Origin of the sequence: Micromonospora okii (genome assembly GCF_020884795.1) — a bacterium.
Taxonomy (GTDB): Bacteria; Actinomycetota; Actinomycetes; order Mycobacteriales; family Micromonosporaceae; genus Micromonospora; species Micromonospora okii.
In genome coordinates, this window is sequence record NZ_BBZF01000033.1 from 1 (window position 1) to 26,319 (window position 26,319).

22 protein-coding genes are annotated in these 26,319 nt (G+C 72.1%); 18 read left to right on the plus strand and 4 right to left on the minus strand.

From position 1 onward, the window contains the following. Positions 1–89: 89 nt before the first annotated feature. Complete coding sequence (locus tag LPU43_RS28095; protein ID WP_229403573.1) at positions 90–1,205, minus strand: ArsR/SmtB family transcription factor; 1,116 nt, start codon at positions 1,203–1,205, stop codon at positions 90–92. 342 nt (positions 1,206–1,547) lie between these two features. Here LPU43_RS28095 and LPU43_RS28100 point away from each other — a divergent pair, with 342 nt between their 5' ends. The 4 genes from LPU43_RS28100 (at position 1,548) to LPU43_RS28115 (ending at position 4,924) form a co-directional block, all read left to right on the plus strand. Further along, on the plus strand, positions 1,548–2,060 hold the full coding sequence (locus tag LPU43_RS28100; protein ID WP_229403574.1) for a hypothetical protein: 513 nt from the start codon (positions 1,548–1,550) through the stop codon (positions 2,058–2,060). A gap of 214 nt (positions 2,061–2,274) precedes the next feature. Then, positions 2,275–3,489 carry a helix-turn-helix domain-containing protein gene (locus LPU43_RS28105; RefSeq protein WP_229403575.1) on the plus strand — a complete coding sequence of 405 codons (1,215 nt, stop codon included), beginning with the start codon at positions 2,275–2,277 and terminating at the stop codon, positions 3,487–3,489. 75 nt (positions 3,490–3,564) lie between these two features. Next, complete coding sequence (locus LPU43_RS28110; protein WP_229403576.1) at positions 3,565–3,735, plus strand: hypothetical protein; 171 nt, start codon at positions 3,565–3,567, stop codon at positions 3,733–3,735. A 19-nt stretch (positions 3,736–3,754) separates the two neighbouring features. After that, positions 3,755–4,924: a helix-turn-helix domain-containing protein gene (locus LPU43_RS28115; protein ID WP_255686686.1), complete on the plus strand. Its 1,170-nt coding sequence runs from the start codon at positions 3,755–3,757 to the stop codon at positions 4,922–4,924. 363 nt (positions 4,925–5,287) lie between these two features. Here the strand turns inward: LPU43_RS28115 and LPU43_RS28120 are convergent, their stop codons facing one another. Next, positions 5,288–7,408, minus strand: coding sequence for an HsdM family class I SAM-dependent methyltransferase (locus LPU43_RS28120; protein WP_229403578.1), 2,121 nt, complete (start codon positions 7,406–7,408; stop codon positions 5,288–5,290). Positions 7,409–7,502: 94 nt separating this feature from the next. Here LPU43_RS28120 and LPU43_RS28125 point away from each other — a divergent pair, with 94 nt between their 5' ends. Beyond that, the gene (locus LPU43_RS28125) at positions 7,503–7,673 is read left to right on the plus strand and encodes a hypothetical protein (protein WP_229403579.1); all 171 of its coding nucleotides are present in this window, start codon (positions 7,503–7,505) and stop codon (positions 7,671–7,673) included. Positions 7,674–7,792: 119 nt separating this feature from the next. Continuing rightward, positions 7,793–8,443 carry a hypothetical protein gene (locus LPU43_RS28130; RefSeq protein ID WP_229403580.1) on the plus strand — a complete coding sequence of 217 codons (651 nt, stop codon included), beginning with the start codon at positions 7,793–7,795 and terminating at the stop codon, positions 8,441–8,443. On the opposite strand, the gene LPU43_RS28135 is transcribed toward LPU43_RS28130, so the two are convergent. Continuing rightward, complete coding sequence (locus LPU43_RS28135; protein WP_229403581.1) at positions 8,382–9,680, minus strand: serine/threonine-protein kinase; 1,299 nt, start codon at positions 9,678–9,680, stop codon at positions 8,382–8,384. The genes LPU43_RS28130 and LPU43_RS28135 overlap by 62 nt on opposite strands. Positions 9,681–9,930: 250 nt before the next feature. Between LPU43_RS28135 and LPU43_RS28140 the strand changes: the two genes are divergently transcribed. From LPU43_RS28140 to LPU43_RS28190, 11 genes are all read left to right on the plus strand, one after another. Further along, positions 9,931–12,036 carry a UvrD-helicase domain-containing protein gene (locus tag LPU43_RS28140; RefSeq protein WP_229403582.1) on the plus strand — a complete coding sequence of 702 codons (2,106 nt, stop codon included), beginning with the start codon at positions 9,931–9,933 and terminating at the stop codon, positions 12,034–12,036. Continuing rightward, positions 12,033–14,873, plus strand: a complete 2,841-nt coding sequence (gene cas3 / locus LPU43_RS28145) for a CRISPR-associated helicase Cas3' (protein WP_229403583.1) — start codon at positions 12,033–12,035, stop codon at positions 14,871–14,873. Before LPU43_RS28140 ends, cas3 begins: the two co-directional genes overlap by 4 nt. 153 nt (positions 14,874–15,026) lie before the next feature. Further along, the gene (gene casA / locus LPU43_RS28150; RefSeq protein ID WP_229403584.1) at positions 15,027–16,706 is read left to right on the plus strand and encodes a type I-E CRISPR-associated protein Cse1/CasA; all 1,680 of its coding nucleotides are present in this window, start codon (positions 15,027–15,029) and stop codon (positions 16,704–16,706) included. 5 nt (positions 16,707–16,711) lie between these two features. After that, complete coding sequence (gene casB, locus LPU43_RS28155) at positions 16,712–17,407, plus strand: type I-E CRISPR-associated protein Cse2/CasB (protein WP_229403585.1); 696 nt, start codon at positions 16,712–16,714, stop codon at positions 17,405–17,407. Further along, entirely contained in the window at positions 17,404–18,528 is a 1,125-nt protein-coding gene (cas7e, locus tag LPU43_RS28160; protein ID WP_229403586.1) for a type I-E CRISPR-associated protein Cas7/Cse4/CasC, read from the plus strand. The genes casB and cas7e overlap by 4 nt, the downstream gene beginning before the upstream one ends. Beyond that, positions 18,525–19,226 (plus strand): type I-E CRISPR-associated protein Cas5/CasD, encoded by a 702-nt coding sequence (gene cas5e / locus LPU43_RS28165; protein ID WP_229403587.1) that lies wholly within the window; start codon positions 18,525–18,527, stop codon positions 19,224–19,226. The genes cas7e and cas5e overlap by 4 nt, the downstream gene beginning before the upstream one ends. Before the next feature lie 2 nt (positions 19,227–19,228). Beyond that, positions 19,229–19,903 (plus strand): type I-E CRISPR-associated protein Cas6/Cse3/CasE, encoded by a 675-nt coding sequence (gene cas6e / locus LPU43_RS28170; protein ID WP_229403588.1) that lies wholly within the window; start codon positions 19,229–19,231, stop codon positions 19,901–19,903. A 100-nt stretch (positions 19,904–20,003) separates the two neighbouring features. Then, on the plus strand, positions 20,004–20,579 hold the full coding sequence (locus tag LPU43_RS28175; RefSeq protein ID WP_229403589.1) for a P-loop nucleotide/nucleoside kinase family protein: 576 nt from the start codon (positions 20,004–20,006) through the stop codon (positions 20,577–20,579). A 111-nt stretch (positions 20,580–20,690) separates the two neighbouring features. After that, positions 20,691–22,676 carry a family 43 glycosylhydrolase gene (locus LPU43_RS28180; RefSeq protein WP_229403590.1) on the plus strand — a complete coding sequence of 662 codons (1,986 nt, stop codon included), beginning with the start codon at positions 20,691–20,693 and terminating at the stop codon, positions 22,674–22,676. A gap of 37 nt (positions 22,677–22,713) precedes the next feature. After that, positions 22,714–23,478 carry a TIGR03089 family protein gene (locus LPU43_RS28185; protein ID WP_229403591.1) on the plus strand — a complete coding sequence of 255 codons (765 nt, stop codon included), beginning with the start codon at positions 22,714–22,716 and terminating at the stop codon, positions 23,476–23,478. A gap of 568 nt (positions 23,479–24,046) precedes the next feature. Beyond that, a complete protein-coding gene (locus LPU43_RS28190; protein ID WP_229403592.1) occupies positions 24,047–24,256 on the plus strand; it encodes a winged helix-turn-helix domain-containing protein in 210 nt (69 codons plus the stop codon). 45 nt (positions 24,257–24,301) lie between these two features. Here LPU43_RS28190 and LPU43_RS28195 read toward each other — a convergent pair whose 3' ends face one another. Beyond that, entirely contained in the window at positions 24,302–25,156 is an 855-nt protein-coding gene (locus LPU43_RS28195; RefSeq protein ID WP_229403593.1) for a class I SAM-dependent methyltransferase, read from the minus strand. A gap of 214 nt (positions 25,157–25,370) precedes the next feature. Between LPU43_RS28195 and LPU43_RS28200 the strand changes: the two genes are divergently transcribed. Continuing rightward, the gene (locus LPU43_RS28200) at positions 25,371–26,315 is read left to right on the plus strand and encodes an RNA polymerase sigma-70 factor (protein ID WP_255686674.1); all 945 of its coding nucleotides are present in this window, start codon (positions 25,371–25,373) and stop codon (positions 26,313–26,315) included. The last annotated feature ends 4 nt before the right edge of the window (positions 26,316–26,319 follow it).

Consider the following 26,319-nt stretch of genomic DNA (forward strand, 5'->3'; position numbering starts at 1 on the left):
CCCTGTTGTACAAGGGGCCCTTCCTAACCAGCAACCCCAGCCAGCCGCCCGCCGGCCTCCGCCGGTCAGGCGGTAGGTGGTCCGGGTGGTCAGCCGGCCTGCTGGCAGACCCCGGCGACGGCCGCCCCGCTCGTCAGCATGTACCGCCCGAGGGGGCGCAACGTGTGCAGCACCGCGCCACCGGTCCGGCGGGTGTCGATCAGCCCGGCGGCGCGTAGGACGCTCGCGTGCTGGCTGGCGGTGGCCGCCGAGACACCGACCCGCCTGGCCAGCTCGGTGGTGCCGCATCCCGCGCCCACGGCCGTGAGCACGGCCGCCCGGGTGCCACCCAACAGGGCGGCGAGTGAGCCGTCCCCCGCCGCGTCGACCGGCGGCGGCGGCCAGGCGATGTCGGGGTTTCCCGGCGTTCCGGCGTCGGTGCCGCCCGGCCCGGTGGCGCGGGTGCCGCCCCCTGCCGCGGCGTGCGCCTGCCCCTGCCCCTGGCCGGGGATCAGGGCGGGCCGGTGCTCGACCGGGTACACCAGCACGGGCGGCAGCTCCGGGTCGCGGAGCAGGGTCGGTCGCCGCCAGCAGAAGTAGGACGGGATGAGCCGCAGCCCCCGGCCGCCGAGGACCACGTCCCGGGTGATGCTCGTGCCGTGTACCTCCAGCACCGGCGCCCGCCACCGCACGTCGGGATGGAGCGACCCGACCATCCCCTCGAAGCCGTGCCCCGAGAGCGCCCGTAACCGGCTGGCCCGGTCGGCGCTGACGGCAGCCCGGATCACCGGCCAGTACGGCGCGAGCGCCGTCCGGTGGTAGTCGCGTACGGCGTCGGCGACCAGGCGCAGGCTCGCCGGCTCGGCACGGGCGAGGGATCTGGTCAGCGGGGTGGGCCGGCGCTGCTCGGCGAGCCTACGCAGGTCCTGGGAGAGCTGGCGGGGCCGGGTGGCGAGCAACGCCTCGATCCCGGCCGTCAGGCCGTACGTGCCGGCGGGCGGGGTCAGGAAGTCCGGCGAGTAGCCGCGGGGCGGGGCGAGCTCGGCGAGGAGCCGCGCCGCCGGGGGCGGTTGGCGGCGGTAGCGCTGCCACCACTGCCGGACGCCGGGCGCCTCCGGCCGGCCCTGGAGCAGATGAATGCTGAGCAGCACCTCCCACATCGGATCGGGCGCCTCGGCGATCCGTACCCGGACGAGATCGTCAGGGGTGAACAGGATTCTGATCATTACGACTGTCCCCCGTTCGTTTGACCAGAAATACCAGCCTTGTCGCCCGGAAGATCGTCGGCAACCCCATTCCTCCAGCCGACGCGACCTGTCGCAGATCCGTCTCGCGGCGCGGTCGTCGGCGGCGGATTTCGGGCTGCGTCGAAGGGTGTTGTCGCTGTTGAGCAGCGCGAAGGAGGCTGGTTCCAGAGGTGCCGAGCAGGGCCACCTCGACGCCGGGCGGCTCGGACCGCCGCCTTGATCCAGCTGCAAGCGTCAATAGCAGTCACGGGCATCCAATGGTTGGTCCGACCGTTCCACGTGCCGAAACGGCGTCTTCTGCCGTACCCCGAAAGGAACCGCATGTTCGAGTCAACCGTCACCAGGGCCCGGGCCATGCTGCTCGCGCTGCTCGCCGCAGCCTCGCTGGTCGTGGCCGGCGGCGTGCTCGCCGCGCCGGCGAGCGCCGCCCCCGCCGGACGGCCGGTCTGCGTCACCGTCCTGGCCCCGCTCAAGGCGGGGCAGCAGTTCTCCGAGATCCTCTCCCGCCGGTGCGCGGCGTCGGAGCAGGCCGCCCTCGCCACCACCAGGGAGGCCGGTGTGACCGCCTCCGTGCAGATCTTCACGCTGATCGAGCACGCCAACTACGGCGGGGCCTACGACCGCGTCTACGGCGGCGCCTGGTGTGACGCGGCCGGCTACGGCATCAACCCCGGCTGGTACGAGTGGCGGCTCTCGTCGTTCCTGCCGGACGGCGGCTGCTACTACACCACGCTGACCAACCACGGTGGATCGTCGCAGCGCTTCAACGGCGACACCCCGAGTCTGCCGTCCGCGTACAACGACAACGTCGCCGCCATCCGCACCACCGCCTGATCAGACGGCCTCGACCAGGAAGACGGGCGGCCCGCACGCTCCAGAAAGGGGCGTGCGGGCCGCCCGTGCTGGCCGCCGGGCAGCCGGCCGGGCGTGCCACCAGACACGCGACACCAGGTGCCGAGAGGGTTACCGAAGGCGACGACCGGAAGTACGGTGGGGAACCGGGGCCGGCCAATGGGCCGCCGACGGATCACCGTAGGAGAGGGTCGGGATGGACTCCATGCCGGAGCTGACCTTTGGGCAGCGTCTGAAGCTCTACCGCGAACGATCGGGAAAGACCCGCGCGGTGCTCGGCGGGCTCGTCGGTCGCAGCGCCGAGTGGGTCAAGGCCGTCGAGACCGACCGGATCCTGCCGCCCCGCGTACACATGTTGGACCGGATCGCCCGCGCGCTCAGGGTCGACGTCTCCGCCCTGGTCGGTGAGCTGAGCGACCGGTCCGCAGTGGTCAACGGGCCGGAACATCCGGCGCTCGCCCCGGTGCGCGACGCCGTGAACCGCTTCATGCTGTCCAATGCTGCGGCAGCCCAGCCGGTGGAGCAGATCAGGGTACGCCTCGCCGCAGCGTGGAGGGCGCGCCACGAGTCACCGGACCACCGCACAGTCCTCGGCTCCGTGTTGCCGGGCCTGCTTCGGGACGCTCAGCACGCGGCTTCGACGTACGAGGGCGACGAGCGCCGCCAGGCGCACGCCCTGCTCTCCGAGGCGCTCGGTCTGACCCAGATGTTCCTCGCCTACCAGCCCGCCGCCGAGCTGATCTGGCGTGTCGCCGACCGTTCGATGGTGGCGGCGCAGGAGTCGGGCGATCCGCAGGCATTGGCCCGCGCCGGCTGGTTTCTGTGCCAGGTCCACCGGGAGGCCGGAGACTGGGACACCGCCATGACGATGACGCTCGACCTCATCTCGGCGTTGGAGCCGCGAACGACCGAGGACGGCAGCGCGAACCTGCTGGCGCTGTGGGGTGCCCTCAACTTCGAGGCCGCCTACATCGCCGCGCGGGCAGGAGAGGAGGGCCGGGCCTGGCGGTACTGGGACCGGGCGGACGACGTCGCCCGGCGACTGCCGGAGGGCTTCTACCAGCCGCAGACTTCGTTCTCCCGGGCCGTCATGACCGCCCACGCCGTCACGGTCGCTGTCGAGTTGCGGAAGCCCGGTGAGGCGCTGCGGCAGGCCCGCCGCCTCGACCCGGTGGCCATCCCGTCGAGGCCGCGCCGGGCCCGACACCTGATCGAGGTGGCACGCGGCTACTACGGCAAGGGCGACAGCGAATCGGCGGTGGCGAGCCTCCGGCAGGCGTACGACTCCGCGCCGGAGACGATCCGGTTCAACGGATACGCCCGTCAGATCACCCTCGCCCTGCTCGACGGCCCCCGTTCTGTGCGCGGTGATGTGCGTGACCTCGCGCTCAAGGTCGGCCTCGTCTCCTGACCGGGGGTAAGAACCTTACCCGTCCTGTTCAGTCACGCTCCGTAGGTTCCTCCTCGTAGAGCGATGGAGGTCGGAATGGGGCGTCGTGGCGACGAGCCGACGATGAGTCGGGGCGAGCAGATCCAGGAGGCAGAACGGGAGGCGGCCAGGCAACGGATTCTGGCGCAGGCCGAGGCGGAGCGGATACCGGCCGAGGAGATCACCCGGGCGGTCCCGGATCGGCGGTGGCGTCGTGGGCAGTCATGACCTGCCAATAGGGCGGCGGATGGCGCGGTGGCGGGTGCGGCGGCGGATGACGCAGCAGATGCTGGCCGACCGGCTGGGAAAGTCGAAGAGCTGGGTCGACAAGGTTGAGCGCGGCGTACGGGCCCTGGACAGGTTCTCGGTCATCCAGGAGATCGCCGAGGTGCTGCGGGTGGACGCCTCGGTGCTGACCGGCACGGACGCGCGACGGGCCGCAGCGTTCAGCGGCGTGGAGGGTGTCAAGGCTCTGCGAGCCGCCCTGGCCCGCTACGACGCCATCCTGTGCGGGCGGGGTTCTCAGCCGATGCTTTCGCTCGGTGAGTTGCGTCGGCGGGTGGGCTACGCATGGCTGACGTACCAGCATGCGCGCTATCCGCAGGTGGTCCGGATGCTGCCCGACCTGCTCGCGGAAGCCCAACTCCTGCATGCCGGCGGTGTGGAGGACGAGGCGGCGGATCCGCTGTTACAGGCGTACCGGCTCACCGCATCGGTGCTGGTGAAGCTCGGCGAGTCCGACCTGGCGTGGTTGGTGGCCGATCGGGCGATGACGGTGGCCGGCGGCGACCCGGTGCGGTTGGCAGAAGCGGCGGTTCCGCTGGGACAGGCCCTACGTGCGTCGGGGAGGGGACGAGTGGCGATGGTCGTCATGATTGCCGCCGCTCAGCAAGTCGCCCCGAAAGCGCCGCACGAGGGGTCGCCGGAGGAACTGGCGTTACAGGGGACACTGCTGGTCGAGGCGGCTCTTGCTGCCGCCATGTGCGGCGAAACGCGTAGCGTCGGGGAGTTGATCGATCAGGCGGCGCAGTTCGCCGGGGCGGTCGAGGACGGCCCCGATCATCACCGAACCGGCTTCGGAGCCGCATCGGTGGAGGCGGCGCGGGTGGCAGCGGCGGTCGAACTGGGTGATGGTGGTGAGGCGGTCGCCCGTCACGAGAAGATCACCAGTACGAGTGGCTGGGGGCGGCTGGCGATCGAGCACCGAGCCGCCCACCTGGTCGACGCCGCGCGGGCGTACCTCCAGGTCGGCGACTTGCTCCGGGCGGGCCGCGCCCTGGTGGAGGCGGACCGCATCGCGCCGCCCGAGGTCCGGTGCCGGCCGGTGGCACGTACCGTGATCGAGGCGGTCGCACGCGGCGGACCGGCCCGGGCTGGCGTGGCGCACCTGGCCGTGGCGATTGGGCTGACCCGGTGACCGCGCCATTCCTCACCCTGGCCCAGATCCGCAATCGACTCGCCTTGACAGCCCGGGCGCTCCTGCGCCAGCACCAACCAGACGGGGACGGTACTTGTCGGGTTTGTGGTGTGCCGCGATGCCTACCGGTCGCGGACGCGCGGGCATTTCCCAGGACATTCCGACCAGCGGCGATGCCGGTGGCGACGATGTCGCTGAACGGCGACGAGGCGCAGCGCCCGCACCGGCAACCCGGTTGAGGGACTGCCTCGGTAGCACGGAGATTGAGCCCAGCAGTCGCCCGACGCCCTTCTCAGCGGGGGGTCATCCCCGCGTGCGCGGGGAGAGCGCTGGATCTGCCGACACCTTGGCCGCTTGGCGGCCTCAGGCGGTACGAGTCGGGTGTGGCGACTCGATGCCGAGGGCACCCGCTACAAGGCTGTCACCGATTTCGCGGGCCAGGGCGGTGCCGGTCACCGCCGCCTGTTCCAGGGCGTTGCGGAACTCGACCAGCTGGCGGAAGGCTTGCCCGTACACCCGCTGCTGGTCCAGTGGTAGGACCGGGATGCCGAGTCGCCGGACATCGATGCGCAACACGCTGTTCGTGGTGCTGGAGCTGCGGCCGGCGATGCGGAGATTCTCCGTGCGGGAGATGGCCCCGGCGACGAACCACGGATCGAAGCGGGCCGTGTCGACGCGCAGCAACTGGGTGCCCGGCCCGATTTCGGCGCCGATCTGCTCTGCTGTGGCGACCCGGGCGCTGATGGCGTTGCCGATCGCGGGGATGAGAATGTCGTCGGCGCGTACCTGTGGCCCTGGGGGGTCGGTCGCCAGGCGGGCCACGGAGCCGGTTGCGGGGCCGCCGGACAGGATGTCGGTGACGGTCAGCGCGGCGGTGCCGGCGGCGGCGCTGGTCGATCGGCTACGGGAAACAGCGCGGTGAACGGTGATGCTGCCAGATTTGATCAGGCCGGCGACGTCGGCCTGGGGTGCTTCGCGCAGCGGTGCTGTCGATGTCTCCCGAACGGCGGGCAGGGCGCGTCTCATCTGGTCGAGGAGTCGGTCGAAGTCGGCGATCCTGGAGAGGACCTGCGCCGGGCTGGTGACCAGGTCGTCGGCCTGCGGGAGGTGGCGCTGCGGGGTCAGGTCGACCTGGTCGTCGAGCATGTCGATGGCCGGCACGGCGCGGTGCGCGCCGGGTAGTTCGGCGTACTGGCCGGCCCGGAACGCGCTCCGGACGGAGCCGACGATCTGGCTGAGAGGCCGGCTGTCCGACGCGGTTGTGGCGTCGACCATGAGCACCTCTCCGGTGTGCGGCTGGCCTCGATCAGGCTGGGTCAGGACCCAGATGTGCAGTCCGATGCCGGTCGGAGGCATCATGCCGGCCGGCAGGGCGACGACCGCGCGTAGCGCTCCGTGGCGGATCAGTTCCGCGCGGATCCGGCGGCCGGCCGGCCGCGACGCGGCAGCCGGAGGCATGAGCACCACGGCGGTTCCCGCAGGGGAGAGGTGGGCCATGGCGTGCTGCACCCAGGCGAGTTCAGGCTCGGTGCGCGGAGGCAGACCGTAGGTCCAGCGGGGGTCGTAGGCGAGGCGATCGTGGCCCCAGTCGTGAATGCCGAAGGGGAAGTTCGCCACGACGACCTCGGCGCGCAGATCGGGTAGGCCGTCGGCGAGCAGACTGTCTCCGACGTGGACGACGGGCGGCTCCGCATCGTGCCCGGCCTGTCTGGCGCGCAGGTGCACGAACCACAGCCGCAGCAGGGTGATCGTGGCGTACTGCGGATTGATCTCCTGTGCGTAGCACCGGATGGCGGTGCCGTTCCGCAGGGCCCGGTCGGCGGCCATCCGCAGGATCGACCCTGTGCCGCTGGCGAAGTCGAAGACGCGTGGCCCGGAGCCGGCGAGGGCCAGCATCACGTCGGCGACGGCGTCCGGTGTGCCGGCCAGGCCGGAGAGCGAGTAGGCGGAGGTCACGTACTGGTTGTGCAGGTGCTCGAAGGCGGCCTCCCTGCCCTGCTCGGAGCCGAACTGGTCGACCGTCTGCAGGAGAGTGGCGAGCTGTGGGGTCCACTGCTGCGGCAGTACGTCGCCGATCAGCTTCGCCAGGGCGGGATTGAGGGCGCGGAGGTGGTCGACGAGCTGTTTCGGGGTCGGCAGGCTGTCGCCCTCGGGCTCGGCCTGGGCGGCGCGGACGAGCAGGAGTGCGCCGGCAACGCTGAGCACGTCGCTGATCTGCGTCGCGGGCTGGTAGCTCTCGATGAGTCGCCAGGCCCAGTGCGCGGTGCCGGCCTGGTGCAGCCGGCCGTGCCGGCGCAGCCAAGCCTCGACCTCCCCGGCGTCGAACAACGGGCTCGCCGGGGTGCCACCCACGGGGGCCGGGAAGTCGGCGTACCGGCGGCGCCAGTTGCTCACGGCAGCCCTGCCGACGTCGGCCAGTCGAGCGATGCCGCTGGCAGTCAGAGTGGCCTCGCTGGAGGCGGCCGTGCTCCGCGCTTTACTCACGCGTGAACGCTAGCATGGCAAGGATTCTTGTGTACTAGGTTCACAAGGCGTATCTTCCTTGCTGATCCCCAGATCCACGCCTTTGGAGGGCCCCATGCCGCGCCGTGGCCGAAGCACGACCGTCGGGAAGTTCGCGAAGTTCCACCACGACCGCCGGGTGTCCGAGATCCGGGTGCTCGGCGAGCTGCTGCGCCGCGAAGGGCAGGGCGAGCCCGGCGCGGCTGCGCAGCCGCCGGACGTTCGGGGGGTCTCGGCAGTTCGCTGACCGGACCAGCTCCAACGAGAAACGAATCCGCACCGACAACCGAAGGAGGACCATGAACACCCTTGTTCGTACCGCCGCCGCAAACCGTCCTGTCGCCGTGCTTTCCGCCGGTTCCCTACGTGCGTCGTGGCGCGCGGCGGTACGGCTCCCGCGCCCCGCACCGCATGGACTCCCAGGCGTACGCACGAGTGCGCCTTGATTCGGTCGTCGGTGTCGCCATCGCGGACGCCTACCTGGCGGCCCCGCTCCGGGACGAGCGGGCACGTCCCGCGTATGCCGCGTTCTGCCGGGAAACGGTCCGGCAGTACCAGTTCCTGGTGGGTCCGGTGGAGTTCGGTGGCCTGGGGGTGACCGTCCGGGTCGTGGACGCGGACCCCTACCCGGACGTCGCGTCGATGGTCGACGACGTGCGGCGGCGTCGGTTGAAGGTGTGGTCCAGCGCCGCCACCGGCAACCCGCATCCCTACCTCGGCGACGCGGAGAACGACATGTTCCGTGCCGTCCACGACGTGTTCGGACACGCCGCGACCGGCCGAGGCTTCGACCGGCACGGCGAGGAGGCGGCCTGGTTGAAGCACAGCACGATGTATTCCTGGCTGGCCGGGCGGGCCCTGGCGACCGAGACGCGCGGGCAGAACTGTGCCCGGATCTACCGCTACCCGAGCGGTCGATTCCCCGAGCAGAAGGCGGTGTTGCTGCCCCGGGTGTTCAGTGATCCGCGCCGGGTGTGGGACGCGGGAGCGGAGAGGAGGGTGGCTGCTTCTCGGTGAGCCGCGCGATCTCCTCGCGCAGGCCCAGCACCTCGGGATGGGCCGGGCCGTCGGCCCGGACCCGGCTCTGCAGCAACTCCTGGAGCAGGCGCAACGCCCTGCTGTGCTCGCCGAGCTTCACGTGCGCCCGCGCGGCCCGCAGCCGGAGGCCGAAGACGACGCCGTCCTCGCCGCCGTGCTGCCGGGCGTGCCGTTCGGCGAGCTGCCGCCACAGCCGTGCCGCAGCGCGGAACTCACCCGCGGCGTGCAGCCGGTCCGCCTCACCGGCGGTCGGCTCCACGGCGAATCCGGTCCGACCGGAGGCGGTGGCCGTCGTGGGGCGGGTCTGCTGGGGGACCCGCCCCACGATCGCGGCATAGCTCTGCACCGCCTCGGCGGCGTCGGTGAGCACCCCGGGAAGCGGCGGCCGGTCCAGAGAGAGTGGCGCCAGCACCGAATAGGCGTCGGCGGCGGAGGCCGGTCGGTCCCGGGGGTCGACCGCCAACAGCGCGTGGACCAGGTCGTCCAGCTCGGCGGGGATGTCCGCCCGCAGTGGGGCGGGGCGCGGCGGAGGGCCGTCCAACTGGCGCCGCACCGTGGTCATGGTGGTCATGTCGTCGAACGGCGGGCGGCCGGTGAGCAGGTCGAAGAGCGTGGCACCCAGGCCGTACAGGTCGGTGCGGTGGTCGGTGGGCTGCCCGAGGATCTGTTCGGGGGCCATGTAACCCACCGTGCCGAGACTCTGCCCGCTCTGCGTGATCCGCGAGTAGCGGTCGTCGCCGTGCACCGCCGCCAGGCCGAAGTCCAACACCTTCACCGCGCCGCTGGTGTCCAGCATGACGTTGCTCGGCTTCAGGTCGCGGTGCACCAGGTCGATCCGTCGCGCGGCGAGCAGGATGCTGCTGATCTGCGCGCCGATGGCGGCGACCCATCCGAACGGGAGCGGACCCTGCTCCGCGACCAGGTCCGTGAGCGTGATCCCGTCGATCTTCTGGAGGACGACGTACGGCCGGCCGGCCTGCTGGCCGAGGTCGTAGACGGCGGGCACGCCAGGGTGATCGAGGCGGGCGGTCAGCAGCGCCTCGCGCCGGAAGCGGCGTACCGCCTCCGCGTTCAGGCCTGCGGCGCTGACGAACTTCACGATGACGGGGCGGTCGAGCAGCGTGTCCCGGGCCGGCCAGACCTCGCCCATCCCCTTGTGGGCCAACGGGTACCGGCCGAGCGTGAACCGCTCCTTGAGCTGCTCACCGGAGGCCACGAGGTTCAGCATAACCGCTGTTCGGGTGGCCTCCGTCGATGGCTGACCGACCCGACCCCGACCTTCGGTGAATATCTAACACGATGATCGGCTTGCAAACACAGTTCACAAGAGGTTCAATGGGCGCCAGGACCGCCGCCTTGCCGCCGTCCCATGTTGCGCGAAAGACCCGGCCGACCGTGTCTGGTCCGCGACAGATCCGACCATCGCGCCCCGGTACGCCCCGGGCGCCCGGCAACGGGGGATTGGTATGGCCGAGTTGGCCCTGAGTCGGGACTTCCTGCCCGCGTACGCCAGGCTGCAACGCCGGGTGCGGCGGGCCGTCGACGCGGCCATCCGCAAGTTCGCCGAGCACACCCATGCCGGCCTGCACCTGGAGAAGCTGACGGGGGCGCGCGACCCCAACATCCGCACCATCAGGATCGACCTGTCCTACCGTGGCGTGGTGCTCGCCCTCGGCGAGGAGAGGTACGCGCTGCTCGACGTCCTGCCTCACGACGACGCCAACGCCTTCGCCGTGAGCCGCCGGTTCACCGTCAACCAGGTCCTCGGCGTGCTGGAGATGCGCGACCAGGAGGGCATCGAGGAGTTCGCCCGCGCCGAGACGTCGGCCCCGGCGGGTGGCGGTCTGTTCGACCACGTCACGACCGCCGAGTTCGTGCGACTCGGCGTGGACGTGGACCTGGTGCCCCTGCTGCGCGTCATCGCCACGGTCCAACAACTGGAGAGCCTCGCCGGTCGACTGCCGGAGACACAGCGCGACAACCTGCTCGGCCTGGGTGCCGGGTTGACCGTGGACGAGGTCTGGGCGGAGCAGGCCGACCGGATCGTGTCGGGCGTGGACCCCGACGACCTTCTGGCCGCGGCGCGGCGTACGCCCGAGCGGATCGCCTTCGTCTCCGGTCCGATGGAACTCGCCGCCATCCTCGCCCATCCGTTCGACGTGTGGCGCACCTTCCTGCACCCGACCCAACGCGACATCGCCTACCGCGAGACCTACAGCGGGCCCGCGCTGGTGACCGGCAGCGCCGGGACCGGCAAGACGGTGACCGGCCTGCACCGGGCGGTGTTCCTCGCGGAGCGGCTACCGGAGGGCGAGAAGGTCCTGCTCACCACCTTCACCCGCGCGCTCGCCGACGCCCTCACCCGACAGCTCTACCGGCTCACCGGCGACCCGGCGGTACGGGCACGCATCGACGTGACCAGTGTCGACCGGCTGGCCTACGAGATCGTCGCCCGGGACGGCGGCAGGGTGTCGGTCGCCGACAGCGAGATCGTCGACCAGCTCTGGCAGGCCGCCGCGAAGGCCGGCCCCACCTTCGTGAACCGTGCCGGCCAGGTCACCACCTTCAGCCCGGCCTTCCTCCGGCACGAGTGGGAGCAGGTGGTGCTGGCGCAGGGACTGACCACGCTGGACGGCTACCACGCCGCGTCCCGTAAGGGACGCGGAGCGGGGCTGCGCGCGGCGCAACGTGCCCAGGTGTGGGCCGCGATCGACGCCTTCGCGCGGGAGCTGACGAAGCGGCGCCTGCGCACCCACACCCAACTCGCCGACGACGCGGCGGCGATCCTGCGCCGCTCCCCGGCCCGGTACCGGCACGTCGTCGTCGACGAGGGGCAGGACCTGCACCCGGCGCAGTGGCGTCTGCTGCGGGCGCTCGTCGCACCCGGGCCGAACGACATGTTCCTGCTCGCCGACCCGCACCAGCGCATCTACGACAGCCACGTCTCGCTGGCCCAGCTCGGCATCGAGGTCCGGGGCCGGACGCGCAGGCTGACCGTCAACTACCGGACCACCCACGAGATCCTGGACCTGTCGGTCAGGGTCCTCAGCGGCGACGCGGCCCTCGGGCTGGACGGACAGGACGACACGCTGCGCGGCTACCGCTCGACCACCCGGGGCGGCGTGCCCGAGATCGTCGTCGCGGACAGCCGCGACGGCGAGTGCGAGGCGCTGATCGAGCGGGTGGGGACCTGGCTCGAGCAGGGGGTGGAACCGCACGCCATCGGCGTGGCCGTCCGCACCGGCCAGCTCGTCAAGGCCATCAGCAGGATCCTGGGCGAGGCCCACATCGACGTGGCCGACGACAAGCGCGGCACCGACGGGGTGCGCGTGGCGACCATGCACCGCATGAAGGGGCTGGAGTTCCAGTGCCTCGCGGTCGTCGGGCTGGACGCGGGCGTGCTGCCGGCGCCGAACGCGCTCACCTCCGCAGCCGAGGACCCGCACGCCCACCGGCAGGACCTGCAACGCGAACGATGCCTGCTCTTCGTCGCCCTGACCCGCGCCCGGGACGTGCTCTACCTGTCGCACTGTGGCACGCCGAGTCCGCTGCTGCCGCTGGCGGGCCGATGAGCGTCCGGGTCGCTGCCAACGGCCCCCGACTGGGCGACGCGGCGCGCTCCGTCTGGGGCAAGACCGATCGCAGGGGCACCTCCTCCGTGGGCTGGCTGCCGCTCTGGCGGCACCTGGCCGACACCGCCGACGTGGCCGGCGAGCTGTGGGAACACTGGCTGGGCCAGGCGGTTCGCCGCCGCATCGCGGACGAACTGCCCGGGGCCGACCGGGACGCCTGCACCCTGGCCGTCTGGCTGGCCGGGGTGCACGACATCGGCAAGGCCACCCCCGCCTTCGCCTGCCAGGCGGACGCGCCGGCGGTCCGGATGCGCGACCACGGGCTCGGATACCACCGCGACCTGATCCGCGCCGACCGCAGGTACGCCCCGCACGCCACGGCGGGCCACATCGTGCTGGCGGACTGGCTGGATCAGCAGGGCTGGGTCGACCCCCACCCGTACGCCGTCGTCGTCGGCGGCCACCACGGTGTGCCGCCGACCGACGAGGGCCTTCGGGACGTGCAGGTGCGTCCACATCTGCTCGGCGATCCGGCCTGGCAACAGGTGCAGCAGGAGCTGCTGGCGTGGATGGCGGAGCGGTCGGGCGCGGGGGAGCGGCTCAGCGAGTGGAGCGGGGTGGCGCTGTCCCAGCCCGTGCAGGCCGCCCTGACCGGCCTCGTCATCGTCGCCGACTGGATCGCCAGCAACGAGGACTTCTTCCCGTACGTGCTGGACGGCACCGACGAGCGCCGACTGCGGTCCGGCTGGGCACTGCTGGGCCTGCCCGTTCCCTGGCGCCCCGCCGCAGCACCGATGAGCGTGGACGAGCTGTTCGGGGCGCGGTTCGCGCTACCCGCCGGTGCGGTGCCCCGCCCGGTGCAGCGTACGGTCGCCGAGCTGGCCGCGACCATGCCCGCGTCCGGCATGATGATCGTCGAGGCGACGATGGGTGAGGGCAAGACCGAGGCGGCCCTGGCGGCGGTGGAGATCCTCGCCCGGCGGACCGGGGCGTCCGGCTGCTACCTGGCGCTGCCGACCCGGGCCACCAGCGACGCCATGTTCGGGCGGATGCTGTCCTGGCTGCGCCGCCTCCCCGACACGCAGGTCGGCCGGGGCGACCGCGACGTGCGGTTGGCGCACGGCAAGGCGGCCCTCAACCCCGAGTACGACCGGCTGCGTACCCGGTCGTTGCCGAGCGGCATCGCCCAGGACGCCGGCGGGGCCGACATCGGCGTGCACGTCTGGCTCGCCGGCCCCAAGCGGACCCTGCTGTCCAGCTTCGTCGTCGGAACGATCGATCAACTGCTGTTCGCGGCGCTGCGCAGCAAGCACCTGGTGCTGCGCCACCTCGGCCTGGCCGGCAAGATCGTCGTCATCGACGAGGCGCACGCCTACGACGTCTACATGGGGCGGTTCCTCGACCGGGCGTTGGAGTGGCTCGGCGCGTACGGCGTGCCGGTCATCGTGCTGTCGGCGACCCTGCCGGCGCACCGGCGCGCCGAACTCATGGAGGCATACGACGCGGGCCGGCTCGGGCCGCCGCCCCCGCTCACCTGGCGTGACCGGGGAAAACCGCGCGTCGATCCGTACGCCGCGCTCCGCGCCGACCTGCGCTACCCCCTGGTCTCGGTTTCCGCACCGGAGCGCGGCGTCACCGCCACGAGCTGCGCCGACTCGGGACGGGGCAGCCAGGTCCAGGTGCGGCGCCTGGCCGACGACGTGCCGGCGCTGGTGGAGCTGCTGCGCGACCGGTTGACCGGCGGCGGCTGTGCCCTCGTGGTCCGCAACACCGTGGCCCGGGTCCAGGAGACCGCAGGCGCGTTGCGGGCGGCGCTCGGCCCGGACACCCCCGTGTCGGTGGCGCACTCCCGGTTCATGGCCATCGACCGCGCGACGAAGGACCGCTGGCTGCGCGACACGTTCGGCCCGCCGGCCACCGCCAGCCGCCCACTCCGGCACGTCGTGGTGGCCAGCCAGGTTGCCGAGCAGTCCCTCGACATCGACTTCGACCTCCTCGTCACCGATCTCGCCCCGGTCGACCTCGTCCTGCAACGCGTCGGCCGCCTCCACCGGCATCCGCGCGACGACCGCCCCGCGCGGCTCACCGCGCCCACGTGCTGGATCACCGGCGCGGACTGGACCACCGGGCCACCGCAACCGGTCAGCGGCTCACGCCGCGTCTACCAGCCGGCCACGCTGCTCCGCAGCGCCGCCGTGCTGCTGCCGCACCTCGACGGCGTACCGCTGCGGCTGCCGGCGGACATCGCCCCGCTCACCCAGGCCGCCTACGGCGGTGCGGCGATCGGCCCGCCGTCGTGGCAGCCGGTGATGACCGAGGCGGAGGCGAAGCAGCGCGACGAGATCACCACCAAGGAGCTCAAGGCCGACGGCTTCCGCCTCGCCGGCGTGGCCGAGGCCGGGGTGCCGCTGATCGGCTGGCTCTCCGGTGGCGTCGGCAACGCCGACGACCACGCGGCGAAGGGCCACGTCCGCGACACCGACGGCGAGTCACTCGAGGTCCTGTTGCTGGTACGTACGTCAGACGGGCTCGTGGTCCCCCCATGGATCGACGGCGGCGGGGTAGCCGTCCCCACCGCCTCCGCGCCGGACCGGCGACTGGGCCGCCTCGTCGCCGGCTGCACCCTGCCACTGCCGAGAGCCATGACCGCGGCCGACGTCGTCGACGAGATCATCGCCGAGCTGAAGGGGCGGATCGATCTGAGCGCCTGGCAGGACAACCCCTGGCTCGCCGACGAACTCGTGCTTGAGATCGACGGTGACGGCCATGCCCGCGTGGGCCCCTTCGATCTTCACTACGACCTGCACGGGGGTCTCCAAGTTGTCCGCGCTGAATGAGAAACCCCGCCTACGCGGGGAGCGTGGCTGCGATCCAGTGTGCCTAAGGATCACCCCTCCGCTGGGAGGGCTTCTGCAACCGAGGCTTGAGGCCTGATTCAGTGTGCCTAGTTTGCATTGCGTGTGGTCGACAGTAGACGATGAGGTGTGGCTTTGACAAACATCGACCGGAAGCCTGGATTCTCGCTGGTCGACGAGCCGTGGATCCCGGTGCTGGACATCACGGGCCAGCGCCGCGACGTGTCGCTGCTCGGCCTCTTCGAGCAGGCCGGCGGGTTACGCATGATCGCCTGCGAGCTACCCACCCAGACCTTCGCGATCCTGCGGCTCGCGCTGGCGATCCTGCACCGGACCACCGGTGGTCCATCCGGCGAGGCAGCCTGGCGGGCGCTCTGGCGGGAGCGGCGGCTGCCGCTCGCGGACATTGCCGACTACCTCGACGCCTTCCGCGAACGGTTCGACCTGCTGCACCCGGAGCACCCGTTCTACCAGGTCGCCGACCTGCGGGCGGCCAAGGACAGCACGTACGGGCTGGAGCGGCTCATCGCGGACGTGCCCAACGGCATGCCGTTCCTGACGACCCGCGCCGGACCGGGCATGGACTCGATCAACCCCGCCGAGGCGGCCCGCTGGCTGGTCCACTGCCAGGCGTACGACCCCTCCGGCATCAAGACCGGGGCGGTCGGCGATCTGCGGGTCAAGGGCGGCAAGGGCTACCCCATCGGCGTCGCGTCGCTCGGGGCCCTGGGTGGCGTCCACCTGGAGGGCGCGACCCTGCTGGAGACCCTGCTGCTCAACCTGGTGCCGATCGCACCCGGCTGGCAGGTGGCCGACGAACGGGACCTGCCGGTCTGGGAGCGCGAGCCGCAGACCGCCGTCGAGGAGGCGGACTCCACCCGTGGCCCGTACGGGCTGCTCGGCCTCTACACCTGGCAGTCCCGTCGGATCCGGATCTTCGGCGACGCCGGCGGCATCACCGGTGCCATGATCTCCATCGGCGATCAGATCGAGTGGCAGGACCGGCACCTGCTGGAGCCGATGAGCGTCTGGGGGCGCAGCGCCCCCCGCGAGCAGAAGCAGAAACGCAGCCCTGTCTACCTGCCCCGGCCGCACGATCACAGCCGAGCACTCTGGCGGGGCCTGCAAACCCTGTTGCCGGCGCCACCGCAGCCCGGCGCCGAGGCGCCGCAGCGGCTCTCCCCGATGGTGGTGCGGTGGCTGGCCCGGCTGACCCTCACCGGCGTCGTCCCGCCGGACTTCCAGGTCCGCACGCGCGCCACCAGCGTCACCTACGGCACCCAGCAGGCGGTCGTGGACGAGGTGTTCAGCGACGCGCTCACCATGAACGTGCTGCTGCTGGGCGAGGACTCCGCGTTGCGCGCGACAGCCGTCGACGCCACCGCCGACGCCGAGGCCGCGGTGAAGGTGTTGCGGCGGCTCGCCGACAACCTGGCCCGTGCCGCAGGCAGCCGGGCCACCGATGTCGGCGAGGCCGACCGGGCGGCCGAACGAGCGTACGGCCTGCTGGACCACGCCTTTCGCCACTGGCTGGCCCGGCTCGACTCCACCAGCGACCCGGTGGACGAGCGCGCGGCGTGGCAGCGGCTGGTCCGCGAGGCGATCGTCCGGCTCGGCACCGACCTGCTCGATTCGGCGGGGCCGACGGCCTGGGTCGGCCGGACGGGCACCGACCGCGCCGGCAGGGAGGTGCACTACTCCAGCTCGCAGGCCGACGCCTGGTTCCGCTCGGGCCTGGCCAAGGCGCTGCCGATGACGACCCCGCGAGAGCCGGAAACCGGGTCACCACACCCAGAGGCAGGAGCAGCAGCATGACCCTGATGGACGTTGAGCCGCCGGAGCGCGGCGACGTCGACCGACTGTCGGGCCCGACCCGCAGGCCGTGGGGCCGGCGCCGCAGCAGGCTCGGCGACCACGTCGCCCGGACGGTCGGCGCCCTACAGGCGCGGGCGCTGAGCGCCGTGCCCCAGCCCGAGGCGATCAGCGCGCTGGCCCGCCTCCGGCGCGGCATCGGCCGGAGCCCGGGCTTCGACTTCACGCTGGAGCGGTACCTCCAGGTGCCCGAGGACCTGCTGGGCCGCCGGCCGGACGACGACGCCGAGGCGGCGGACACCGAGCACGCCGTGCATGACGCCGTGACCCTGTACGCCCTGCATCAGCAGTCGCGCCGGGAACGGATGCACCTGGACGGACGCGGGCTGGGTCAGGCCCTGGCCGACCTCGTCCGCAAGAGCGCCGGGCCGGAGGGGGTGCGGCGGCGCTTCGCCGCCCTCGGCACCGCCAGTAGCTACCACGAGAGCATCCACCACCTGCGCAGCCTGACCACGATGCTGCGCGAGCACCAGATCCCACTCGACTATGGCCTGCTCGCCGACGACCTGCGGACCCTGCGCTCGCCCGACGGCCTGGGCCAGTCCAGGGTCCAGGCCGTCTGGGGCCGGGAGTTCTTCCGCAGCCGGCCCGGCCCCGACACCGTCGTTCCCGCCACCGACCTCTCCGAGGAGGACCCTTCATGAGCCGCACCATCATCGACGTCCACGCGTTGCAGACCGTGCCTCCGAGCAACCTGAACCGCGACGACACCGGCTCGCCGAAGACCGCCGTCTACGGTGGCGTGCGGCGGGCGCGGGTCTCCAGCCAGGCGTGGAAGCGGGCGATCCGCCTCGCCTTCGCCGGTCTGCTCGACCGCTCCCAGCTCGGCGAGCGGACCAAGCGCGTGGGCGAGTCGCTCGCCGCCCGGATCAAGGCCCTCGACCCCAGCCTGACCGACGAGGCTGCCTCCGCCCTGGCCACCGAGGTCTTCGTCGCCGGTGGCCTGGCCAAGGTCGACAAGAAGAAGGGCGAGCTGAAGGACGTCGAGTCCGGCTACCTGCTGTTCCTGAGCCACCGGCAGTTGGACAACCTCGCCGCCGCCGCGCTGGACGCGTCACGCGCCGGCAACCCTCTCGACAAGGCCCGGTTCAGGGAGTTGATCAACACGGAGCACTCGGTCGACATCGCGATGTTCGGCCGGATGGTGGCCGACATGGCGGACATCAACGTCGACGCCGCCTGCCAGGTGTCCCACGCCATCAGCGTGCACGCCGTCGACAACGAGTTCGACTACTTCACCGCCGTCGACGACCGCAAGGCCGACGCTGCCGAAACCGGCGCCGGCATGATCGGCACCATCGAGTTCAACTCGTCCACGCTGTACCGGTACGCGACGGTCGACGTCGACGCCCTGCACCGGACCCTCGGTGACGCGGGCGCGACCCGGGCAGCCGTCGAGGCCTTCCTGACCGCCTTCGCCCGCAGCATGCCGACGGGCAAGCAGAACACGTTCGCCCACCGGACGCTGCCCGACGCCGTACTGGTGCGACTGCGCGACACCCAGCCGATCAACCTGGTCGGAGCCTTCGAGACGCCGGTCGTCGGGACGCACGCCGCCGGGCGGGTCGAACTGGCCGCAGCCGCGCTGGCACGGCACACCACCGCGGTCGAGAACGCCTACGGGGAACGACCCGTCGGTAGCTGGGTCACCCAGGTCGGGGAGAAGACCGCCGTGCTGGCCGACCTCGGCAAGTCGGTCAGCTTCACCGAACTGGTCACCGGGGTGGGGGAGCAGGTCGCCGAGGCGCTCGGCGAGCCGGCATGAGCGTCCTGCTGATGAGGCTGGCCGGCCCGCTGCAATCCTGGGGCTCGTCCAGCCGCTTCGCCCGCCGGGGCACCGAGATCGCCCCCACCAAGAGCGGCGTGATCGGCCTGCTGGCCGCCGCCCGGGGCGTCCGACGCACCGAGCCGCTCACCGACCTGCTCGGCCTGGAATTCGGGGTACGGCTGGACCAGCCCGGTCAGATCCAGCGGGACTTCCAGACCGCCCGGAGCCTCGACGGCCGCCGAAGCGCACCGCTGACGTACCGCTTCTACCTCTCCGATGCGGCCTTCCTCGTCGCCGTCAGCGGCGACCGGGAACTGCTGCGCGGCCTGGCCGAGGCGCTGGACCGGCCGGCCTTCCCCCTCTACCTCGGGCGCCGGTCGTGCCCGCCGGTCGGCCCGATCAGCCTCGGCATCGAGGACGCGACCCTCGACGACGCGCTGACAAGGTGGCCGTGGCTCGCAGCCGAGTGGTACCGCCGCCGGGCGGCCCGGACGGTCCGACTGGAGATCATCCGGGACGCCCGTCCGGGCGAGCCGGTCACCGAGACGGTCCCCGACGAGCCGGTCAGCTTCGACCCGGCGCACCGGGAGCACACCTGGCGGTCGGTGCTGCGCCGGCACGTCGACGTCACCAACGACCTCGCGGAGCGGGCCGGGGTCGCCGAGCACGACCCGCTGAGCCTGCTGGGAGGCTGAGCATGTTCCTGACCCGATTCCAGATCAACCCGGCCCGCCGGAACGCGCGCAAGCTGCTCTCCTCGCCCCATGCCATGCACGCGGCGGTCCGAGGCGCCTTCGCCACGGTGGAGGACTACGAGCGCGCCGACGCCCGTACTCTGTGGCGGCTCGACACCCCGGGGGCCGCGACCGCCTACCTCTACATCGCCAGCCCCGGCCGACCCGACCTCACCCATCTCGTCGAGCAGGCCGGCTGGCCCACCACCGAGACCTGGACGACCCGGGAGTACGACGGACTGCTCGACTCGCTGCGGGCGGGCCAGGGATGGGCCTTCCGGCTCACCGCCAACCCGACGCACAGCGGACGCAAGACCGCCGACGCCAAGGAGACCCAGCGCTTCGGATACCTGCGCGAGCCGGAACAGGTCGATTGGCTGGTCGACCGAGCCGCCCGGCACGGGTTCGCCCTGGCGAGCCAGCACGACGGGCGCCCCAACCTGCGGCTGCACCGCCGCCAGACACAGACCTTCAAGCGCGGCATGGGCACCGTCACCCTCACCACGGCGACGTACGACGGCCTCCTTCAGATCACCGATGCGGGCCTCTTCCGGCGCGCCCTGACCAGCGGGATCGGGCACGCCAAGGCGTACGGCTGCGGGCTGCTGACCCTCGCCCCCGCGCAACCGGCTTCGTGAAGGGCCACTCAGGGAGGCGTTCGGTCGTACGCGGTTGCGAGCGGCCAGTGGGTCAACGTCGATGACCTGTTCCGCCGCGAGCGAGCGCTATAACGATCTGGTGCGGAGAAGACCCGTTCTTGTCGTCGTCAGCGGTCCGCCCGGCGCGGGTAAGACGACGCTCGCCCATCGCCTCGCCGCGAGGATCGGCTGTCCGGCGATCTGTCGGGACGAGATCAAGGAGGGCATGGTCCACGCGGTCGGTGACTTCGACGCCGCGCCGAGTGACGAGCTGAGCCTGCGGACGCTGCCGACCTTCTTCCGAGTGCTGGAGGTGCTGCTGACCGCAGGGGTCACCACGGTGGCCGAGGCGGCCTTCCAGGACCGGCTCTGGGGTCCGGGCCTGCGGCCCCTGGCGGGGCTGGCCGACATCCGGATCGTCCATTGCCAGGTTCCGGCCGGGGTGGCGTGGGGCCGCGTCCGGCACCGGCTGGGTGCGAACCCGACGCGGCGGGCACACGCCGACGCGTACCTCGTCGACCGGATTGCGCACGCGGCCGGCCACGACGGCTTCGACCGCCTCCGGCTCGACGTGCCCGAGCTGGAGGTGGAGACCAGCGACGGTTACCGACCCGGCCTGGACGAGGTGGTTGCCTTCGTGAACACGGGACATCATCCGGGCGGCCACGTTCCGTAGCTCAGCGACCGGGCGAACCCATCGACGCGGGTCGCTGTCGATGTTAGATTCCCACCACGACTCGGATCGGCGCGAAGGAAATATTTTCCGACGCGTGGAGTGGAGGGCCGCATGAAACGGTTCGTCGCCCGTCTCCTGGCGTTCGCGTGCGTACTGCCGCTGCTGGCCCTGCCCGCGCAGCCCGCCGCCGCCTCGACCCAGATCCGCGGCCAGCTCAACGGCGGCGCGGACCCCACGATGACCTACTTCAACGGCGCGTACTACCTGGCCACCACCCTCGGCGACCGGATCGGCATCTGGACCTCGCCGACGCTCGCCGGCCTGGCGACCGCCCCCGAGCGGACGGTGTGGCGGGACCCGGACGCCAGCCGCAACAAGCAGGTCTGGGCCCCCTCGATCCACCGCTTCGTCCGCCCGGAGGGGCCGCGCTGGTACATCTACTACACGGCGAGCGACGGCGTCGACGCGAACCACCGCAACTACGTCATCGAGTCCGAGGGTGACGACCCGCTCGGCCCGTACCACTTCAAGGGGCGGATCGCCGACTACGCGGAGTACGCCATCGACGGCGAGCCGATCACGCACAACGGCAGGACGTACTTCGTCTGGTCCGGTCCGGGCCGGGGCATGGGCGGCCCGGCGCAGCTCTACCTGCGGCTCATGACCTCCCCGTGGACCACCACGGGCAACCGCGTCGCGCTCCCCGCCGACGGTGGCTGCAACGAGGTGCGCGAGGGGCCGACCGGGCTGCGCGGCCCGGGGCGTCTCTTCCTCGTCTACTCCACCTGCGACACGGGCAAGCCGGACTACCAGCTCTGGATGAAGTCGATCGCGGACGGCGCCGACCCGCTGGTGGTGTCGAACTGGCGTCAGCACCCCGGGCCGGTCTTCTCGCGCAACGACGCGGCCGGCGTCTTCGGCCCCGGGCACAACGACTTCTTCCGCTCGCCCGACGACACCCAGGACTGGATCGCCTACCACGGCAAGACCAGCTCGGCGTACACCTACGACGGCCGCACCACGCGCGCCCAGCCGGTCGTCTGGAACCCCGACGGCACCCCGAACTTCGGCCGCCCGCTCTCCCTGGCCACCCCGCAGGCGCCCCCGTCGGGCGACCCGTGGGCAAGCCAGGAGCCGGGCGCGACCCGGGGGTACGTCTCGGGTGCGCAGCAGCACTTCTTCGACCGGGCCCCCGACGGGATGCTCGCCCACTGGTTCATGGAGCCGGGCGGCCAGGCCGCCCTACGCGACGTGTGGGGCGGGCCGATCGCGGGCCGGCCGGTGGGCTACCCGGTCGGCGCGGAGCAGCACGTCTTCGCCCGCACGCCGGACGGGCGTCTGAAGCACTGGTGGTGGGCCCCGGGCGGGAGCGTCCGCGAGGAGGACTGGGGGGCCGGGCTGGCGGGCGACCCGACGGGCCTGGTCTCGTACAACGGGCAGAAGCACGTCTTCGGGCGCGGCCCGGACGGCCGGTTGCAGCACTGGTGGCAGGAGCCCGACGGCACGGTCCGCCGGGACGTCTGGGGCGGCGGCGACCTCGTCGGCACCCCGGTCGCGTACGCCTTCGGCGACGAGCAGCACGTCTTCGCGCGCGGCAGCGACAACTCGCTGCGCCACTGGTTCTGGTACCCGAAGATCGCGAACAACCTGCCGGGCCTGGACAACTGGGGGGCGGGTGCCGGCCGGGTCCACTCCGACCCGACCGGGTTCGCCTTCGGCGACCAGCAGCACGTCTTCTACCGCACCGCCGACGGCAGCGTCGAGCACCGCTTCTTCGACCACGGCGACTGGACGCACACCACCGACAACTGGGGCGGCTCCATCGTCGGCTCGCCCTTCGCCATCCGGCAGGGCCAGGCGCAGCAGGTCTTCGCCCGCTCCGCCGACGGCACGGTGCTGCGGATGGTGTGGCGGCCGGGCGGCGCGGTGACCGTCGACAGCGGCGGCGCCGGTGCCACCACCGACCCGGTGGCGCTGGCCTGGCGCGACGAGACCCACGTGTTCACCCGGGGCGCGGACGGGTCGCTCGTGGACCGGCGGTGGCAACCCGCCGGTGGCGCGGTCGCGACGTCGTGGGGCGGCCAGGTGGCTCCCTGACTCGTTAGGCTGGGCGGAGCCTGCCGAGGAGTGCGACATGAGCGTGACCGATGCCCTCGTCCGGGGCCCGCTGACCGGGGACCGGCCGGCGGAGGTGGACCGGCCCCTGCTGACGTACCTCGACGACGCCACCGGCGAGCGGATCGACCTCACCGCCGCCGAGCTGGGCGAGTGGGCGGCCCGCTCCGCCGGGCTGCTGCGCGACGGCTGCCGGCTGGGCGCGGGCGACCGGGCGGCGGTGCTGCTGCCGCCGCACTGGCGCACCGCCGCGGTGCTGCTCGGGGCCTGGTCGATCGGCGTGGCGGTGTCGTTCCGGCCCCGGGCCACCGCCGGGCTGCCGGTGCTCGAACCGGGCGGCGACCGGCCGTACGACGCGGTGTTCGTGACCCCCGAGCGCCTGGACGACTGGCTCGAGGACGTGCCCGCCGGCACGCACCGATACCTCGTCGGCACCGGGTTCGGCCCGCTCGCCGACGTGCCGGTGGGCTGGCTGGACTGGGACGCGGAGGTGCTGCGGCACACCGACGCCCCGCCTGACCACGCCGGCATCCGCCCGTCGCAGGCGGCCACGCCGGACGGCACCAGCTACGGGGCGTACGGTCGGGTGGCGGCGGAGATCGCGCAGCAGCTCGACCTGCGGGCCGGCGACCGCCTCCTGGTCGACGCGGCCGAGCACGAGCAGCCGCTGAAGTGGCTGCTCGCCCCGCTCTCCGTCGGCGCGTCGGTGGTGCTCTGCGTGAACCTCGACCCCGCCCGCCGGGACGCCCGCGCCGCCGCCGAGCGGGTCAGCCGCGTGCTCTGACGGCCGTACGCCGTCTACCGCCTCCGCCGAGGGGAGCAGGGCGAGGGGTGGTCGGCCGGGTCGAGCCCGTGCCGCCGGACGGTGAACCGCCGGGTTCGGATCTGCGCGGGGCGCAGCCGGGTCTCATGTCGGCCGGTCAGCCAACGGATCAGGTGGCGCACGGGGGACCGCCCTTCGTCGGGTGCACGTCGAAGTGGTGGGGCGGCCTCCGCCGGTCCGAGTCGGCGGAGGCCGCCCCTGCCCGGCCGCCGCAGCCACGAACGGCGGTACGGCGGCAGGGCCGCGCGCGGGGGGAGTGCGCGCGGGGGGTCTTCCGGCGGCGACACGAGACCGGTACGAGAGGCGCCAACCGACCGCAGCAGCACCGCATCACCGACGGTGACGCTACCGATGCAGCTTCACCTACGTCAAGTACTGCTTCGACTTCTTCTGCTGATCCTTCACCACTGTCACCTTCTTCACCACCATCACATCTTTCAGCTCATGCATTGCCTGCTTCAAGGGGGCGGATCAATACTGGGTGGGCCAATCGACTGCAAGGGGCCTCGCTGTGCCTATTCCGCCCACCATGGACGAGCTGCTCGACGATCTGCGAAGCAAGATCAAAGATGGGACCTATCCGCCGGGCAGCCAATTGCCGTCAGGCCGCGCTCTCGCGGACTCCTACGACGTTTCCCACTCGACCATTCAACGAGCGGTTGCCACGCTGCGGGAGCAGGGGGTGTTGGTCGGTCGGCCCGGTCGCGGGGTCTTCGTCGCGGAGGCTCCCCGCCGCTGACCCGATCGCCTCTGGCGAAGTTCTTGTCGCCACGGTTCATCCAAATCATGGCCGTCGGACGGCGTGCGCGATCATCGAAAGGGCGGCGGGCTGTAGGGCGTCGTCCCGCCGCCACAGTTCGTCGGGGAGGGCGTCGCGCTGGCCGACGCTGCGTACGTCGTGGAAACCGCGCGCGGCCAGCAGGTCGCCGACCTCCTGCGGGGTGAGGAAGCTCAGCCAGGGCTCGCCGCGCTCGGCGGTGGTCGGCCCGACCATGTCGGCGTACATCTGGCCGGCGGCGTCCCGCAGCTCGGCGGGCAGCAGATAGTCCATGACGATCTGCGTGCCGGGTGCGAGCGTGCCGAGTTCGTCGAGGGTGGTGCCGATGGCGTCGCTCGTGAGATACATGCTGACGCCGAGCCAGCTCGCCAGGGCCGGTCGGGCGAGGTCGAAGCCGCCGGCCGTCAGAGACGTGACGAGGGGGTCGATCTCGAAGTCGATCGGGACGTAGCTGACCCTGTCGGTGGGTGTCGCGCCGAGCGCCGAGAGGCGTTCCCGCTTGAGGGACTGGGTGGCGGGGTGGTCGACCTCGAAGACGTGCACCTCGGTGGCGAGCGGGGAGCGGTAGGCGAAGGAGTCGAGGCCAGCACCGAGGATGACGTACTGGTCCACGCCGGACGCGACGGCTGCGGCGAGGTGTTCCTCCGTGACCTGGGCCCGGATGACGGCCTGCGCCCGCGCGCCGGCCAGCGCGGGGTGCCCGCCGTGATCGCGCTGATAGGCGAGAAGCTGGTCGCCCAACTCTCCGAGCAGCCTTACGGCGAGGGTGTCGGCGAAGATGTGGGGCGCTCGGTCGACGATCAGGTGGGCGGCGCGGGCGGCGGCAGAGGCGAGCGCGGCCTGACTGGACTGATTCTTCACCTGAGCGACGGTACATAGACGGCAAACCAACTATATCAGATATATGAAAATAATTCAAGACCCATGTGGTTCGACAGTGAAGTCCGGCCGGACGTGTAAGGGGGCCTCGTGGCGTGACGCCCGCCACGCACGGCTGCCGAGGTCGGGTGTCACATGACGACGCGCCCCGGCATCTGAATGGGTGACGCAACCGCCGGCGAAACAGGAGTCACCGATGACGGAAACGCCGCAAATCGCAGTCGATGACCGTGGCCGGGACAGCCGGGAGAGCCGGGACGAGCGCCCGGACCCGGCGACCGAGTCCTTCCTCGCCCATCGCAACCTGTTGTTCACCGTCGCGTACGAGATGCTCGGCTCCGCGGCCGACGCGGAGGACGTACTCCAGGAGACCTGGCTGCGGTGGGCGGGCGTGGATCTCGGCGTGGTGCGGGACCGGCGCGCCTACCTGGTGCGGATCACCACCCGCCAGGCGCTCGCCCGGCTGCGCACGCTCGGCCGCCGCAGGGAGTCCTACATCGGGCCCTGGCTGCCCGAGCCGCTGCTGACCACGCCCGACGTGGCCGAGGACGTCGCGCTGGCCGACAGCGTGTCGATGGCCATGCTGCTGGTGCTGGAGACGCTCGCGCCGACCGAACGCGCGGTGTTCGTGCTGCGCGAGGTGTTCGACCTGGGGTACGACGAGATCGCCGAAGCCGTCGACAAGAGCCCCGCCGCCGTCCGCCAGATCGCCCACCGGGCGCGGGCGCACGTGGCGGCGCGCCGGCCGCGCCAGGTCGTCTCGGCCGATCAGACCCGGTACGCGCTCGACGCGTTCCAGCGGGCGGCCGAGACCGGCGACATTCAGGGCCTGCTCGACATCCTCGCCCCGGACGTCGTCCTCCTGGGCGACGGTGGCGGGGTCAGGCAGGCGATCCCGCGCCCGATCGTGGGGGCAGACAAGGTGGCCCGCCTGCTGGCCGGCGGGTGGGGCAAGGTCGCTGCGGCCTCGCTGCGCCCGGCGTACGTCAACGGCCACCCGGCGCTGGTCCTCCAGCGCGACGGGGACCTCGACGCCGTCTTGGCGGTACGCCTCGACGACGGACTGATCAGCGGGCTCTACGCCGTGCGCAACCCGGAGAAGTTGTCGCACATGGAGCGGGAGACTGCCCTGAGCCGTTGACCCC